Raw genomic sequence first — 15,339 nt, forward strand, 5'->3', positions numbered from 1 at the left:
TTTACGAAAATTCTTTTCTTTAAGAGATGAAAGAAAATAAAAAGACATACTGGAAAGGGTTAGAACAACTGACTAACGATCCTGCATTTGTAAAAAATGCAGACAGGGAGTTCCCTGACAATCTTCCTTTACACAAAAATGGCGATGGGGGTTCCAATAGAAGGGATTTCCTGAAAATGATGGGTTTCAGCCTAGCCGCTGCTTCCCTCGCTGCCTGTGAGGCCCCTGTAAGAAAGGCCATACCTTATGTGAATAAACCGGTGGATGTGGATCCATCTGTGCCAAACTATTACGCGACCACCTTTGCGACTGGAGGGGATTATGCCTCAATAGTAGTCAAAACCAGAGAAGGTAGACCGATCAAGCTGGACGGAAACGAATTTTCACCCATCACGGGAAGTGCAACCAACGCCATCGTAGAATCTTCAGTGCTGTCTTTGTACGATAAGCACCGACTGGATGGCCCATACATAAACGGGGAAAGGGTTGAATGGTCTGCTTTGGATGCCGATTTGGGGCCTAAGTTTTCCTCTGCTGGAAGTATAAAAATAGTTACAAACACGCTTCTTTCCCCCTCTACGGATAGGGCAATGGAGGCCTTTGCTGAGGCAATGGGGAATGTGGAAGTAATTACCTACGACCCACTTTCCAATTTTGGTATTCTTAAAGCAAGTGAGCAGTTTTATGGAAGTAAGACGCTTCCTTCCTATCATTTCGATAAAGCTAAAACCATTGTAAGCTTCGGTGCAGACTTTTTGGGAACTTGGATTTCCCCGATTGAATATGCAAAGCAGTACAGTAAAGGAAGGAAGATCTCCAAAGAAAGCCCTGAGATGTCCAGGCACTTTCAGTTTGAATCCAATCTTTCCCTTACTGGGGCAAATGCGGATTACCGCACTCCGATCAGGGCCTCACAAAGTGGTCTTGCGGTTTTGGCCTTGTACAACATGCTTGCAGGGAAGTCCGGATCCTCTCCGGTGAATGCCCCATCTGTAGAAATCGCAAATTTGGAAAGAGCTGCAGAGGAACTTTGGGCGAATAGGGGACAGTCCTTAGTGGTTTCCGGTTCCAATGACCCAAATGTTCAGGTAATAATTCATGCAATCAACGAACTTCTAGGGAATAAAGGTGAAACCGTTGATTTTGCCAAGTCGGTTCACTACCGCAAAGGCGATGACGAAAAGATGAAACAACTCGTTGCCGACCTCAATGCAGGCAGAGTTGGTGCTGTGATTTTCTATAACTGTAACCCTTGTTATGATTATGCCGGTGCCGAGGAGCTGTCGGCTGGAGTATCCAAGGCTAAGGTTTCCGTAGCGATAGGAGACAGCAGAAACGAGACATGCAAGGCAGTACAATACCTGGCTCCGGATCATCATTACTTGGAAAGTTGGAATGATTACAATCCTAAGCCAGGAGAATACAGCTTAGCACAGCCAACCATAACTCCACTTTTCGATACAAGACAAGCTCAGGAAAGCTTATTGAGATGGGCTGGAAACAATATATCGTATTACAATTTTATCCGTGAAAACTGGCGGGAAGGATATTTTGCCGAGCAGGATCAGGTCTCAGATTTCGATTTGTTCTGGGATGGGTGTTTGCATAACGGCATCTACAGAGTAGAATCAGAAGTAGAGGAAACCCCGGAGGCCGCTGGAGACATCAGTGGGGCTGCCCAGGCTATTGGCAGAACTTACAGTGCCGATAATCAGGGCACTGAATTGGTGATTTATTCAAAAATTGGTATTGGCAGTGGCACCTATGCAAACAATCCTTGGTTGCAAGAGATGCCTGACCCGGTAACTAAAGCCACTTGGGACAATTACCTTACTGTATCCCAGAAATGGGCAAACGATAATGGCCTTAAAATGCAGGAGGGCAGTACCAAAAAGGCCAAACTTACCGCTAACGGGGTAACCCTAGAGGTCCCTGTATTGGTTCAGCCAGGCCAGGCAGATGGCACGGTAGGTTTAGCACTTGGTTATGGAAGGACTGAAGCAGGAAGAGTAGCCAATAATGTTGGTGTTAACGCTTATCCCCTTCTGGACAATTCTCAAGGATTTGTCAATTACGACATTACCGAAGGTGTTACCATTGAGTTGCTTTCTGATACATACAGAATCGCCCAAACGCAAACCCATCAAACCTATATGGGTAGAAACTTTGTGATCCAGGAATCTACCTTAGGCGAGTACAAGGAAGATGCCAATGCAGGTAGGTACCATCCTGAAATTTATAAAGAGGGTAAATTTTATAAGCCATCTAAGATTTCGCTTTGGTCGGGGCACAAATATAGCCAACACCACTGGGGCTTAGCAATTGACTTAAACTCTTGCACAGGATGCTCCGCTTGTACAGTTGCTTGTCAGGTTGAGAACAACGTATCCGTTGTGGGCCGTGAGGAAGTGCTGAATAGAAGGGAGATGGCCTGGATAAGGATAGACAGGTATTACAGTTCTCCCGAGGGAGCTACCGAAAACAAGGAACTGGAAAAAGCAGCGGATAACCCAGAGGTTACTTTCCAACCTATGATGTGCCAGCACTGTAACAACGCCCCCTGCGAAACGGTATGTCCAGTGGTAGCTACCACACACAGTTCAGAGGGACTTAACCAAATGACCTACAACAGGTGTATTGGTACCAGGTATTGTGCCAACAACTGTCCCTACAAAGTAAGGAGGTTCAATTGGTTTAAGTACCATGACAATAAGGACTTTCCTATGAACACCCCGCAAAATGATGATTTGGGCAAAATGGTGCTAAATCCAGATGTGACCGTAAGGGTGAGGGGCGTTATGGAAAAATGTTCCATGTGTGTACAACGTATTCAGGCAGGTAAACTAGCCGCTAAAAAGGAGAGGAGAAAAATCAAGGACGGTGAGATAAATGTGGCCTGTGCGGTGGCTTGTCCTACCGAGGCTTTGGTATTTGGTGACATGAACGATTCCCAGTCAAAGGTTTCCAAGCTTTTGAAAATCAAGGAAAATGACATCTCTGCCAATAAAGAGGTCAATGAAGAAAGGGCCTACCACGTATTGGAGGAAATTAATGTGAGCCCCAATGTTTGGTACTTTACCAAAATCAGAAACAAGGACAAAAACGAAGCTTAATTAACTAATATAAAGATATGCAGGTTACTTCACCCGTACGTGAACCGTTAGTTACTGGCGGTAAAACATATAAGGACGTCACCAATGATGTTTCCAGGCAAGTGGAAGGCAAGCCTTCTGTTTCTTGGCTGATTGGACTGGCCATATCCGTGGGAGCCTTATTACTCGGATTTTTGGCACTTGCAGCCACCCTTTGGGAGGGTATTGGCATGTGGGGTCTGAATAAAACCGTTGGATGGGCTTGGGATATCACCAACTTCGTGTGGTGGGTCGGTATAGGTCACGCAGGTACCTTAATCTCGGCGGTACTTTTGCTTTTCCGTCAAAAATGGAGAACTTCTATTAACAGGGCTGCTGAGGCCATGACCATTTTTGCGGTAATCTGTGCGGCTATGTTTCCTGTCATCCACATGGGTAGGCCATGGGTTGGTGCCTATTGGGCTCTACCGTTGCCAAATACCTTTGGATCCTTATGGGTTAATTTCAATTCCCCCTTGCTTTGGGACGTATTTGCTATTTCAACCTATTTTGCGGTTTCCCTTGTTTTTTGGTATATAGGTTTGATTCCGGATTTTGCCACCATTAGGGACAGGGCCACTGGCATAAGAAAGACAATCTATGGCGCCTTAAGTTTCGGTTGGGATGGCGCTACAAGAACCTGGTTGCGGTACGAGTCAGTATCCTTGATTTTGGCAGGATTGGCCACTCCACTGGTGCTTTCTGTACACACTATCGTATCTTTTGACTTTGCTACCTCTGTAATTCCCGGATGGCACACCACCATTTTCCCGCCTTACTTCGTCGCAGGAGCGATTTTTTCTGGATTTGCCATGGTACTCACCCTTATGATAGTGACAAGAAAGGTGTTCAACCTCGAGGACTATATTACCATAGGACATATTGAATTGATGAATATTGTGATCATCATCACCGGATCCATAGTGGGTATTGCTTACATCACTGAATTTTTCATCGCTTGGTATTCTGGGGTAGCTGCAGAGCAATATGCCTTTGTAAACAGGATGTTTGGTCCTTACTGGTGGGCATACTGGTCCATGATGACCTGTAATGTTATATCCCCGCAGTTATTCTGGTTCAAAAAGATAAGGACCTCCATTGTAGCTACTTTTGTGTTGTCATTGGTAGTGAACATAGGAATGTGGTTTGAGCGGTTTGTGATCATTGTAACCTCCCTCCACAGGGACTTCTTACCCTCCTCATGGGTGATGTTTTATCCCACTATTTATGATGTGGGTGTGTATTTATTCACTTTTGGTTTGTTCTTCACATGCTTCTTGTTATTTGCCAAGTTCTTCCCAGTGATCAATATGGCAGAGGTAAAAGCAGTATTGAAATCCTCATCAGAAAAAGCAACTAAGTAATCATGGAAAAAGATAAGAATTTTGTCGTAGGCATATTTGATGACGAAGACGTATTGTCCCTTGCTGTCAGACAGATCCGTAAGGCCGGTGTAAAAATTCATGAGGTATATTCGCCTTATCCCGTTCATGGACTGGATGAAGATTTAGGGTATAGAAGAAGTAGGCTTCCCATTGCGGCATTTCTATTTGGCCTTTTGGGTACTACCTTGGCTTTGACCATGCAGTTTTACATGATGCAGTTTGACTGGCCTATGATTATTGGTGGTAAGAACTTCGCACCTATACCTACTTTTATTCCAGTGACGTTTGAGTTGACGGTTTTGTTATCCGCATTCGGTATGGTAGGGGTATTTATGATTACCAATAACCTAAAGCCCTGGGGACAGCCAAGGATTTTTGATATCAGGAGCACAGATGACAAACACGTGATGGCCATTGATTTGGCAGCGAATGCGTCTTTAGGCAAGGAAAAGATTGTAGAAGTACTCAAAGCTTCAGGTGCCACTGAAGTAAACAATAAGAATTTTGAAGACTAGGTAAGCAAAATACGATGAAGATAAGATTATCCACATATTTCGTTGCCACGTTAGGAGCTGCCTTGGGGCTGGCTTCTTGCAGTGCCTCGGGGGATTTCCCAGGCTTGGAATATGCCCCACAAATGTACCATTCAGTGGCCTATGAACCCCTCACTCAAATCACGAATGAGGATGAGGGAGGTTGGCTGTCCTCCAGGGAAGATGGTAAGGGGGAGTTTTATAATAGTAACCCCTTCAATCCCCATGGAATGAACATGAGGGAACCTGCTCCGAATACGGTGCCAAGGAACAGCAAAGGCTTCCTACCTTACAGGAAAAGTGTTGCCGATTTGGAGGGAGCTGCCGAGGTAGAAAACCCAGTGGAGCTTACCGATGAGGCATTGGCCCAGGGTCAACAGCTTTACATACAATACTGTGCCACTTGCCATGGAGCTCAAGGCGAGGGAGATGGTAAAGCAGGAGAAGTGATAGGAGGAGTGGCCAATTTAAAAGGGGGTGCCTACATTGATTTGCCAGATGGACATATCTTTCATGTAATTACTCACGGTAAAGGAAGAATGGGTGCACATGGTTCTCAGTTGTCCATAGAAAGACGCTGGAAGATTGTGCACTATGTTAAACAAGAAATCCAAAAGCAATAATGGCACAGGCTACACAATATAATTTAGATCAAAAGTTTGACTTCACTGAGGCCATCAAGAAGTCGGTTTTCCTGGTAGGTGGAATTGGCCTATTATTCTTAATCTTGGGAATAGCGGCTGCTATATTTGGCGGTGAGGCACATGGGGATGATGGGCAACATGCCTATCACTGGACCCATAGGCTGTTTGCCAATTTATGGATCAATAATGTATATTTCACAGGACTTGCCATTATTGGTGTGTTTTTCTTTGCGATTCAGTATGCTGCTTCTGCGGGCTGGTCTGCTCCATTGGTGAAAATAATGATTTCCTTTGGGCATTGGCTCCCAATAGCAGGGGTATTGATGATTGTCACCTTTTTTATAGCAAGCCATGATTTGTTTCACTGGACCCACAGCGATATATACGATAAATCCGACAGTCACTATGACTCCATCATAGATGGCAAGGGAGCATTCTTTTATTGGCCAATGGAAAAGGGCTCTTTCCCCATCTTCTACCTCCTAAGGATGGTGTTGTTTTTTGGGTTTTGGGTGTTTTTCTTCAACAAACTGAAGTCCCTTTCCGAACAAGAAGACCTCCATGGAGGAACCCAATATTGGTTTAAGCTTAGAAGTTGGTCAGCAATATTCTTGGTGTTCTTTGCTGTTTCTTCTTCGGTTAGTGCATGGGATTGGGTAATGTCCATTGATACACACTGGTTCTCCACCTTATTTGGATGGTATGTTTTTGCCTCATGGTTTGTGGCAGGACTGGCAGCCCTTACTTTGGTTACCATGTTTTTGAAAGACCAAGGGTATCTGGATATGGTGAATGACAACCATATTCACGACCTCGGTAAATACGTTTTTGCCTTCTCCATCTTCTGGACCTATATCTGGTTTTCCCAGTTTCTATTGATCTATTATGCAAATATCCCAGAAGAAGCTGTATATTTTGTGGAAAGACTCGAAAGTGATGTATATGGAGGGTTTATAATTGTAAATTTAGTGATAAACTTCTTCCTACCTTTCCTTGTTCTTATGACAAGAGATTCGAAAAGACATTCCGTTTTCTTGAAGCTTGTGTGCACGTTGATACTCTTCGGTCATTGGTTGGATTTCTTTCTTATGGTTCAACCCGGGACAGTAGGACAAGACGGCGGTTTAGGTTTAATGGAAGTTGGTTTATTGTTGGTTTATGCTTCGGCCTTTGCATTTGTAATGTTCACTAATTTGGCCAAGGGGAACCTTATTGCGAAAAACCACCCCATGTTGGAAGAGAGTTATCATCACCACATTTAAAATTTTCCGAAAAGTAAAATAACTATGTACGGACTTCTCATTGCAATAGGTATCGTATTATTACTATCCGTAATTTGGATGGTTTATAGGATACAAGCCCTAATATCAGTAGCTAAAGGGTCTTCGAAAAAAATAGCCACAACGAGCAATAAAGTAAATGCCATTCTGATGATGGTATTCCTAGTAGGTTGTACTATTCTGATGGTTTGGTATTCCATAAAAGAGTTTGATAACTACCAATTACCTGTAGCTTCCGAACATGGAGTGATCACTGATCAACTGTTTTGGGTTACTATGGCTGTTACTGGCTTTATCTTCGTGCTTACTCATATTCTGCTTTTTTGGTTTGGATACAGGTATCAGTATGATGACAATAAAAGGGCAGCTTACTATCCTGACAACAACAAACTTGAAATTATTTGGACCTTAGTTCCTGCTGTGGTTTTGACGGTTCTTGTGTTTACAGGATGGAGAGCATGGAAAGATATAACTGCTCCGGCCCCAGAAGATGCCCACGTTGTAGAAATTATGGGTTATCAATTTGCCTGGGAAATAAGGTATCCTGGTAAAGATAATGTTTTGGGGGATTATGATTATCGATTGATCAATGCAAATAATTCCAGGGGAATTGATTTTACGGACAAGAACTCCTTTGACGATTTTCCTTCTCAGCAGGTGGTAATTCCAAAAGGAGAACCAGTTTTGTTTAAAATAAGAGCAAGAGATGTACTTCACTCTGTTTTTGCTCCTCACATGAGGTTGAAAATGGATGCGGTCCCAGGTATGCCTACTCGATTTTGGTTTGTTCCTACAAAGACCACTACCGAAATGAGGGCTGAACTGGGAGATGATGAGTTTGAGTATGAAATAGCTTGTACCGAAGTATGTGGTAGGGGTCACTTCTCCATGAGAAGAGTTATTACCGTGTTGGAGCCTGATGAATACCGGGAATGGGTAAGTGAACAGGAGTCCTTTATTAAAAGAAACCCAGATTTGATTTCTGATCTCCCTTCAGACCTGAAGGAATTGGCTGAAATCTACATCAACGAAAGCAAATAATAAAAATTAATTAAGATGGCAGTAGCTAACGTATCTTCTCATGATGTAGAACATCACGAGCACGAGCATCACGATAACTTCATCACGAAGTATATATTCTCCACTGACCATAAGATGATCGGTAAGCAGTTTCTGGTTACCGGAATATTTTGGGCTCTGATTGGTGGATTTCTATCTATCGTATTTAGGTTACAATTAGGATTTCCAGACATGAATCTAGAATTTCTACGGCCTATATTCGGTGGTTGGATTGACAATACTGGTAAGCTGGACCCCAACTTCTACCTGGCCTTGGTAACTATGCACGGAACCATAATGGTGTTCTTTGTATTGACGGCTGGTCTTAGTGGAACCTTTTCCAATTTCCTAATTCCACTTCAGATAGGAGCTAGAGACATGGCATCAGGTTTCATGAATATGTTGTCCTACTGGTTTTTCTTTCTATCCAGTGTGGTAATGTTTTGTTCCCTATTCCTGGAAAAGGGACCTGCTGGTGGGGGCTGGGTGGTATATCCGCCATTGTCTGCCCTTGAGCAGGCAATTCCGGGTTCTGGTTTAGGGATGACTTTATGGCTAGTCGCTATGACTTTCTTTATAGTCTCTTCGCTTTTGGGAGGAATTAACTATATCACCACTGTGATTAATTTAAGGACAAAGGGAATGTCCTTTGCTAGATTGCCACTTACCATTTGGGCTTTTTTCTTGACTGCAATTATTGGGCTACTTTCCTTTCCGGTATTGTTTTCTGCGGCACTTTTACTTGTGTTTGACCGTAGTTTTGGTACTAGTTTCTATCTTTCAGATATTTATATTGGTGGAGAGGCTTTACCCAACACTGGAGGTAGCGCTGTACTATACCAGCATTTATTCTGGTTTCTGGGACACCCTGAGGTTTATATCGTTCTTTTGCCAGCTTTAGGAATCACATCGGAAATCATTGCTACCAATTCTAGGAAACCGATTTTTGGCTATAAGGCCATGATCATTTCCATGCTTGGTATTACTATATTGTCCTTCGTAGTGTGGGCTCACCATATGTTTGTGTCAGGCATGAATCCATTCCTAGGATCCATCTTTATGTTCTTGACATTAATAATTGCCGTTCCCTCAGCTGTGAAGGTGTTTAATTATCTTACCACCTTGTGGAGGGGTAACCTTCGATTTACTCCGGGAATGTTGTTTTCAATCGGCTTGGTTTCTGTGTTTATCTCTGGAGGATTGACCGGAATTTTCTTAGGAAATTCGGCGATTGATATTCAGCTTCATGACACTTATTTTGTGGTAGCGCACTTCCACCTAGTGATGGGATCAGCATCTTTCTTTGGTTTGGTGGCGGGTGTTTATCACTGGTTCCCTAAGATGTTTGGTAGGATGATGGATGAAAAATTGGGGCATATTCACTTTTGGTTAACTTTTGTGGGTATTTATATGGTCTTTTTCCCCATGCATTACATTGGTATTGCTGGCTTTCCAAGGAGGTATTATACCTGGACTGAGTTTGCATTCTCAGATATGTACACTGATTTGAACATGTTTGTATCCGCGGCAGCTATTATCACATTTGCCGCTCAAATGATATTGGTTTTCAATTTCTTCTATAGCATGTTCTTCGGTAGAAAAGCCAGTCTAAATCCTTGGAGATCCAATACCTTGGAATGGACTACGCCTCTACATCCTCAACATGGAAACTGGCCTGGAGAAATACCTTCTGTATATAGATGGCCTTATGATTATTCAAAGCCTGGCTCTAAAGAGGACTTTATACCTCAGACTATCCCATTATCTGCCACACCTGAATCTAACCTGCCGCACGAAGAGAAATTGGTGAATCTTGAAAAAGAAATCATTGCGGAAGAAGGGCAAATTCTGGTGGCCAATGAAACAAAAGAAGAATCTTGATAAATTAAGTGGTTTTCGTAGGATTAGTTTAGTCACTACAATAGCCATTTATTTTCTCATACTTGTCGGAGGGATAGTAAGAAGTACCGGTTCCGGTATGGGATGTCCAGATTGGCCTAAGTGTTTCGGGAGCTGGATTCCTCCTACTAGCGAGGATCAGCTCCCTCCTGATTATAAGGAGCAGTATGTCCTTCAAAGGCTGGATAAAAATGAGCGTTTTGTCAGTATGCTCAGGACAATTGGGTTTGAAAAGCAGGCTCAAGAAATAGAAGAAGACGTTTCAATTCGCGAAGAACAGCCATTTAACGCAACTAAAACGTGGATTGAATACATCAACCGACTTATTGGTGCAGTCATTGGCTTATTAATATTGATTACCTTAGTGCAGTCTATACGGCTTTGGTATTTGGATAGGAGCTTTGCTTATTGGAGTTTTCTTGCCTTTGTGCTCGTTCTCTTTCAAGGCTGGATCGGGTCTATTGTGGTCTCTACAAACCTTTTGCAGTGGATGATTTCCGTACACATGGTAATTGCCCTGTTAATCGTTTGCTTGTTGATATTTATTCATTACCGTGCTTATAGGTTGACCAATTGGGCTTCTTTAATAAGAGATGTTTCTAGGCGGAATGGGCTGACCATTTTGATCGGATTCGGGGGATTTCTTATGCTGGCTCAAATTATATTGGGTACACAGGTACGAGAACAGGTGGATATGGTTTCCAGAGATTATGGGTACCTGGATCGGTCTGAATGGATCGATTTATTGGGCATTGAATTTCTCATCCATAGGAGCTATAGTTTGCTTCTTTTGGCGTTGCATGTATGGTTTGGATATTGGGTGTACAAGTATGCCAGTGCCAACAAATTGATTGTGAAGTGGAGCAAGGTTTTGCTAATCCTTATCATCGTAGCTATAGGTTCAGGAGCCGTCATGAGTTACTTTGGAATTCCGGCCTTGGCACAACCCATACACCTTTTGATAGGTGCTTTGATCATTGGGGTGCAATTCATCCTTTGGCTTGAACTTCGCTATCAAAAGCGACCATTAAGTATAAAATTAGAAAAATGAGTTTTGTAAATATATCAAATGAATCGGCAGAATTAAGCTTAGGGTTAAGGCTTAAAGCTTATGCAGACTTGTTAAAGGTAAGGCTCTCGGCTTTGGTTACCTTCTCTGCAGCTTTTGGTTTTGTCCTTGGACAACAATCTCCCGCCTTTTCTTGGTCTGGATTAGCAGGATTAGTGATTGGTGGGTTTTTGATTAGCGGTGCTTCAGGTGCTGCAAATGAGATCCTGGAAAGGGACTATGATCGATTAATGAAGCGGACTCAGGGCAGGCCTTTGCCCATGAATGTGATAGCTGTTCATGAAGCTCAGTGGTTTTCCATTTTTGCGGCCTTAGCGGGGTTGCTGGTTTTATGGTTTTTCACCAATCCACTTACCACCCTTTTGGGCATGCTCAGCATGATTCTTTATGTCTTTGTCTATACCCCTCTCAAAAGGGTGGGTCCAATTGCTGTTTTGGTTGGAGCTATTCCTGGCGCCATGCCCCCACTATTGGGATGGACGGCGGCTACAGGAGCTATCAGCTATGAGGCACTAATCATATTCGGTATACAATTTATCTGGCAATTTCCCCATTTCTGGGCCATTGCATGGGTAAGTGATGAGGATTATAAAAAGGCTGGATTCAAACTCTTGCCTTCTGGAGGGGGAAAGGATTTAAATACCGCCTTTCAAATTATGATATATACCCTGTTTTTGTTGCCATTAGGTTTGCTTCCTACTTATTTTGGCTTGACGGGGTTAAATTCGGGAATTGTGGCAACGGTTTGTGGGGTGTTGTTTTTGGCACAGACCTTTTCTCTGATGAGGGATTGTAGCAGGAAATCGGCATTGAAGATCATGTTTGGATCTTTTCTGTATTTGCCGATTGTACAGATTGCCTATTTGTTAGATAAAGTGTGAGTTGATATGGAAGAGAAGTTAAGTTATGAGGAAGGGGCAGTACAGCCCTTATCCATGCACCCAAAGAAATTCGCGCTTTGGCTCTTTATTGTAAGTGTGGTAATGGTATTTGCTTCCCTTACTTCTGCTTACATTGTGAGACAAGGGGAGGGCAATTGGCTAGAGTTTAATCTTCCTGATATATTTTGGTACACCTCTGCTGTGATTATTCTTAGCAGTATCACCATGCATTGGGCTTATGTTTCTGCCAAGAATGACGCCCTCGATATGCTGAGATTGGCTTTAATTATTACGTCATTCCTTGGTTTCGCCTTTTTGGTGGGGCAGTGGTATAGCTGGGTAGCCTTGGTAGATAGGGATGTTTACTTTGTCGGTAACCCCTCAGGTTCCTTTTTGTATGTTTTCACCGGGTTGCATGCATTACATTTGATTAGTGGTGTGATATTTCTAATTATTGTATTAATTTCGTCCCTAAGATATAAAATTCATTCCCAGAATATGGCACAGATGGAGATGTGTGTCACCTATTGGCATTTTCTGGGCGCATTGTGGATCTATTTGTTTATGTTTTTATTGCTGAATCATTAATATTTATAACCTATAAATTATGTCGTCGACTGCAATTCAAGTAAACTCGAAAAGAGGAATATGGGGTGGTGGAAATGAGCCCCTGAAGGCAAGTTATGGGAAACTCATGATGTGGTTTTTCTTGCTTTCAGACATATTCACTTTTGGGGCATTCCTTATAACCTATGGGGCTATCCGAATGAGTTATCCCGCTTATGAGGGGTCAGCTGCTGACTTTAGTAGTTCCAACGAGTATTGGCCCATTCCGGAGATGATTTATGATGCAATCCCCTTTGTACATGGTGGCCATTTCCCCTTGGTTTTTGTCGGCTTGATGACCTTTATTCTGATCATGAGCTCTGTAACTATGGTACTTGCTGTAGAAGCAGGTCATAGAAATGATAAGAATGACGTAGTGAAATGGTTGTTGTGGACACTACTGGGAGGAATTACCTTTCTTAGTTGCCAGGCCTGGGAATGGGCACACTTTATTCATGGTACCGATGATGGTACTTTGATGACCTATGTGAATTCCTTCAATAACATCGTGACCGAAACAGTATATGGTGCAAACTTAATTGTAAATGAATATGGCCCACCGGCCTTTGCCCAATTGTTTTTCTTTATCACCGGATTTCATGGCTTTCATGTTACTATTGGGGTCGTTTTGCTCTTCTTGGCATTTTACCAAGCAGCTGTCGGTGTGTATCAACAAAGAGGTCACTATGAAATGGTAGAGAAGATTGGACTTTATTGGCACTTTGTGGATTTGGTCTGGGTATTTGTGTTTACCTTCTTCTATTTGATTTAACTCTTAAAAAGACACGTTATCATGGCACAGGAAAATAAAAATGATATGGAGGTAATCCCTAGGGATTCCGCTAAAATTAGGAAAATTTGGATTACGGCACTTATCCTGCTTCTAGTCACGGCATTTGAGTTTGTGTTGGCTTTTACCATGCCTAGAGGTATACTCCTTTACGTTCTGTTTATTCTTTTGACAATTGTGAAGGCCTATTACATCATGATGGAATTTATGCACTTAGGAGAAGAGGCTAAACCTTTATTCTATTCCATAATTGTTCCCTTGATATTTTTGGTTTGGCTAGTAATCGCGTTAATGAAAGAAGGTTCTGATATATTCCTCATGCGCTGGTAAAGTAAAAAAACTTTAAAAAAACACTGAATGGTTGGGGACGTCTTCAACCATTTTTTGTTAATAGGATACTATGAGAACACTAAGATTATTACAGATCATGGTATTGATCTGTATTTTGATGATTCCAATATTGGTGTTCATGTTTCTCAGAACCTATGGCACCAATACTTACGAGATTCCCGTATTTTACCAGGAGGGAGTGGATGACCCATTTGGGGAATGTGATTTTGCGGATGGGGAGCAACATTATATTCCTGAATTTGCCTTTTACCATACTGATAGCAGTTTGGTAGGAAGTGAACAAATGCAAGACAAAATCACCATTGTGGATTTTTTCTTTACAAGTTGTCCCAGCATTTGTCCTGTAATGTCCACAGAGATGGAAAGGGTGCAAGATGCCTTTAGAAATGAGGATAAGGTTCAAATTTACTCGATTAGCCTGGATCCCGATTATGATACTCCAGAAGTCCTTTCTGCCTATGGCTCCAGACACGGTGCTGACCCAGATAAATGGTATTTTCTTACCGGACCCAGGGACACCACCTATAATTTGGCCAGATGTGGCTTTGTAATGCCTGCCACCCATGGAGAGGATGAACCGGAGGATTTTATACACAGTGACAAATTTGTACTTGTAGATGGGAAAGGGCGGATCAGAGGTTATTATAGTGGGACAAATCGTGAAGGTGTGGATGAGTTGATTCTGGAGACTAAAATATTGCTTCATGGAAACGAATGAGATGAAAATCAGTAAGGAAAAGGGGGTTCAAAAGTGGATAACCGTAATTGCCGTTATCGTGCCTGTTTTGGTAGCCGTTTTGTTATTTATGCCCTCCAAATTGGATGTAGGCGCTTCTTGGGTGTTTTTTCTGCCACACCTCAATGCAGTTATCAATTCCGCTGCTACCATTGCTTTATTGCTGGGTTTGTATTTCATTAAGCAAGGAGAGATTTCCTATCATAGAGCGGCCATGACCACGGCTTTTGGCCTGGGAGCTATTTTTTTGATTTCTTATGTCATTTATCATGCTTCTGCGGAAAGTACCACTTTCGGAGGGGAAGGATGGGTTAAGGGTGTTTATTACTTCTTATTGCTTACCCATATTTTGCTGGCTACTGTGGCACTTTTTCCGATATTACTTGCTTATTATTATGGATATACGGGTAAAGTGGATAAACACCGAAAGATCGTAAAGTATGCCTATCCCATTTGGCTGTATGTCACCATCACTGGGGTTGTGGTATATTTTATGATCAGGCCCTATTACCTACATTAAACTAAATTTGAAATTTGTTGGTTAGTAAAATAGGAAATCGAGGCATGGCGAAGACGAAACACGGAGGGATGATTATTGAAAATACGAGATTCCCCCGAAGCGAGTTCCCCGAAGCGAGTTCGGGGCAGGCAGGGGCAGGCTATATGGCCTTTAAAAAACAAATTATAAACAGATGAAAAAGATTGTAAACCTAATTTTTAGTTTTGGACTTATTTTGTATATGGGCATGTATGAGGCAAATGCTCAATGTGCCATGTGCCGTACCACTGTGGAAAACAATATAAGTAGTGGCGACACTTCTGTAGGCGCAGGCCTTAATATGGGGATCCTATACCTGTTTGTGGCACCCTATTTACTTATTGGCATAGTGGGTTTTCTGTGGTACAGGCATGCAAAATCCAAAAAGAAATTTTCTTTTTAATGTAACTATTTTCAGTGTAGTTTGGAGCAAAGTT

Annotated in this window: 15 protein-coding genes; all 15 read left to right on the forward strand. The window is 42.5% G+C overall.

Going from position 1 to position 15,339, the window contains the following annotated elements:
• Positions 1-26: 26 nt before the first annotated feature.
• The 15 genes from DB520_RS18725 to DB520_RS18795 all read left to right on the forward strand — a co-directional run bounded on the left by DB520_RS18725 (position 27) and on the right by DB520_RS18795 (position 15,305).
• On the forward strand, positions 27-3,113 hold the full coding sequence (locus tag DB520_RS18725) for a TAT-variant-translocated molybdopterin oxidoreductase (protein WP_114751303.1): 3,087 nt from the start codon (positions 27-29) through the stop codon (positions 3,111-3,113).
• A 17-nt stretch (positions 3,114-3,130) separates the two neighbouring features.
• Positions 3,131-4,495, forward strand: a complete 1,365-nt coding sequence (nrfD, locus tag DB520_RS18730) for an NrfD/PsrC family molybdoenzyme membrane anchor subunit (protein WP_114751304.1) — start codon at positions 3,131-3,133, stop codon at positions 4,493-4,495.
• A 2-nt stretch (positions 4,496-4,497) separates the two neighbouring features.
• The gene (locus DB520_RS18735; protein ID WP_114751305.1) at positions 4,498-5,031 is read left to right on the forward strand and encodes a DUF3341 domain-containing protein; all 534 of its coding nucleotides are present in this window, start codon (positions 4,498-4,500) and stop codon (positions 5,029-5,031) included.
• A 14-nt stretch (positions 5,032-5,045) separates the two neighbouring features.
• A complete protein-coding gene (locus DB520_RS18740) occupies positions 5,046-5,672 on the forward strand; it encodes a c-type cytochrome (RefSeq protein WP_114751306.1) in 627 nt (208 codons plus the stop codon).
• On the forward strand, positions 5,672-6,955 hold the full coding sequence (locus tag DB520_RS18745) for a quinol:cytochrome C oxidoreductase (RefSeq protein ID WP_114751307.1): 1,284 nt from the start codon (positions 5,672-5,674) through the stop codon (positions 6,953-6,955). The genes DB520_RS18740 and DB520_RS18745 overlap by 1 nt, the downstream gene beginning before the upstream one ends.
• Before the next feature lie 24 nt (positions 6,956-6,979).
• Positions 6,980-8,014, forward strand: coding sequence for a cytochrome c oxidase subunit II (locus DB520_RS18750; RefSeq protein WP_114751308.1), 1,035 nt, complete (start codon positions 6,980-6,982; stop codon positions 8,012-8,014).
• A 15-nt stretch (positions 8,015-8,029) separates the two neighbouring features.
• Positions 8,030-9,913 carry a cytochrome c oxidase subunit I gene (locus DB520_RS18755; protein ID WP_114751309.1) on the forward strand — a complete coding sequence of 628 codons (1,884 nt, stop codon included), beginning with the start codon at positions 8,030-8,032 and terminating at the stop codon, positions 9,911-9,913.
• Complete coding sequence (locus DB520_RS18760; RefSeq protein WP_114751310.1) at positions 9,891-10,982, forward strand: COX15/CtaA family protein; 1,092 nt, start codon at positions 9,891-9,893, stop codon at positions 10,980-10,982. The genes DB520_RS18755 and DB520_RS18760 overlap by 23 nt, the downstream gene beginning before the upstream one ends.
• Positions 10,979-11,881, forward strand: coding sequence for a heme o synthase (gene cyoE, locus DB520_RS18765; protein WP_114751311.1), 903 nt, complete (start codon positions 10,979-10,981; stop codon positions 11,879-11,881). The genes DB520_RS18760 and cyoE overlap by 4 nt, the downstream gene beginning before the upstream one ends.
• A gap of 6 nt (positions 11,882-11,887) precedes the next feature.
• Entirely contained in the window at positions 11,888-12,469 is a 582-nt protein-coding gene (locus DB520_RS18770; RefSeq protein WP_114751312.1) for a cytochrome c oxidase subunit 3, read from the forward strand.
• 19 nt (positions 12,470-12,488) lie between these two features.
• Positions 12,489-13,259 carry a cytochrome c oxidase subunit 3 gene (locus DB520_RS18775; RefSeq protein WP_114751313.1) on the forward strand — a complete coding sequence of 257 codons (771 nt, stop codon included), beginning with the start codon at positions 12,489-12,491 and terminating at the stop codon, positions 13,257-13,259.
• A gap of 21 nt (positions 13,260-13,280) precedes the next feature.
• Entirely contained in the window at positions 13,281-13,607 is a 327-nt protein-coding gene (locus DB520_RS18780; RefSeq protein ID WP_114751314.1) for a cytochrome C oxidase subunit IV family protein, read from the forward strand.
• 70 nt (positions 13,608-13,677) lie between these two features.
• Positions 13,678-14,346, forward strand: a complete 669-nt coding sequence (locus DB520_RS18785; protein ID WP_114751315.1) for an SCO family protein — start codon at positions 13,678-13,680, stop codon at positions 14,344-14,346.
• Complete coding sequence (locus tag DB520_RS18790) at positions 14,333-14,884, forward strand: DUF420 domain-containing protein (protein ID WP_114751316.1); 552 nt, start codon at positions 14,333-14,335, stop codon at positions 14,882-14,884. The genes DB520_RS18785 and DB520_RS18790 overlap by 14 nt, the downstream gene beginning before the upstream one ends.
• A 172-nt stretch (positions 14,885-15,056) precedes the next feature.
• Positions 15,057-15,305 (forward strand): hypothetical protein, encoded by a 249-nt coding sequence (locus DB520_RS18795; protein ID WP_198675387.1) that lies wholly within the window; start codon positions 15,057-15,059, stop codon positions 15,303-15,305.
• The last annotated feature ends 34 nt before the right edge of the window (positions 15,306-15,339 follow it).

The organism is Pleomorphovibrio marinus, assembly GCF_003347495.1.
Classification (GTDB): domain Bacteria; phylum Bacteroidota; class Bacteroidia; order Cytophagales; family Cyclobacteriaceae; genus Pleomorphovibrio; species Pleomorphovibrio marinus.

Bases quoted from the DNA above. Each gene is read 5' to 3' on its own strand.
- DB520_RS18745 (WP_114751307.1), top strand. From the start codon at position 5,672: ATGGCACAGGCTACACAATATAATTTAGATCAAAAGTTTGACTTCACT.
- DB520_RS18775 (WP_114751313.1), top strand. From the start codon at position 12,489: ATGTCGTCGACTGCAATTCAAGTAAACTCGAAAAGAGGAATATGGGGT.
- DB520_RS18750 (WP_114751308.1), top strand. From the start codon at position 6,980: ATGTACGGACTTCTCATTGCAATAGGTATCGTATTATTACTATCCGTA.
- DB520_RS18755 (WP_114751309.1), top strand. From the start codon at position 8,030: ATGGCAGTAGCTAACGTATCTTCTCATGATGTAGAACATCACGAGCAC.
- DB520_RS18770 (WP_114751312.1), top strand. From the start codon at position 11,888: ATGGAAGAGAAGTTAAGTTATGAGGAAGGGGCAGTACAGCCCTTATCC.
- DB520_RS18735 (WP_114751305.1), top strand. From the start codon at position 4,498: ATGGAAAAAGATAAGAATTTTGTCGTAGGCATATTTGATGACGAAGAC.
- DB520_RS18760 (WP_114751310.1), top strand. From the start codon at position 9,891: ATGAAACAAAAGAAGAATCTTGATAAATTAAGTGGTTTTCGTAGGATT.
- DB520_RS18780 (WP_114751314.1), top strand. From the start codon at position 13,281: ATGGCACAGGAAAATAAAAATGATATGGAGGTAATCCCTAGGGATTCC.
- DB520_RS18740 (WP_114751306.1), top strand. From the start codon at position 5,046: ATGAAGATAAGATTATCCACATATTTCGTTGCCACGTTAGGAGCTGCC.
- DB520_RS18725 (WP_114751303.1), top strand. From the start codon at position 27: ATGAAAGAAAATAAAAAGACATACTGGAAAGGGTTAGAACAACTGACT.
- nrfD (WP_114751304.1), top strand. From the start codon at position 3,131: ATGCAGGTTACTTCACCCGTACGTGAACCGTTAGTTACTGGCGGTAAA.
- cyoE (WP_114751311.1), top strand. From the start codon at position 10,979: ATGAGTTTTGTAAATATATCAAATGAATCGGCAGAATTAAGCTTAGGG.
- DB520_RS18785 (WP_114751315.1), top strand. From the start codon at position 13,678: ATGAGAACACTAAGATTATTACAGATCATGGTATTGATCTGTATTTTG.
- DB520_RS18795 (WP_198675387.1), top strand. From the start codon at position 15,057: ATGAAAAAGATTGTAAACCTAATTTTTAGTTTTGGACTTATTTTGTAT.
- DB520_RS18790 (WP_114751316.1), top strand. From the start codon at position 14,333: ATGGAAACGAATGAGATGAAAATCAGTAAGGAAAAGGGGGTTCAAAAG.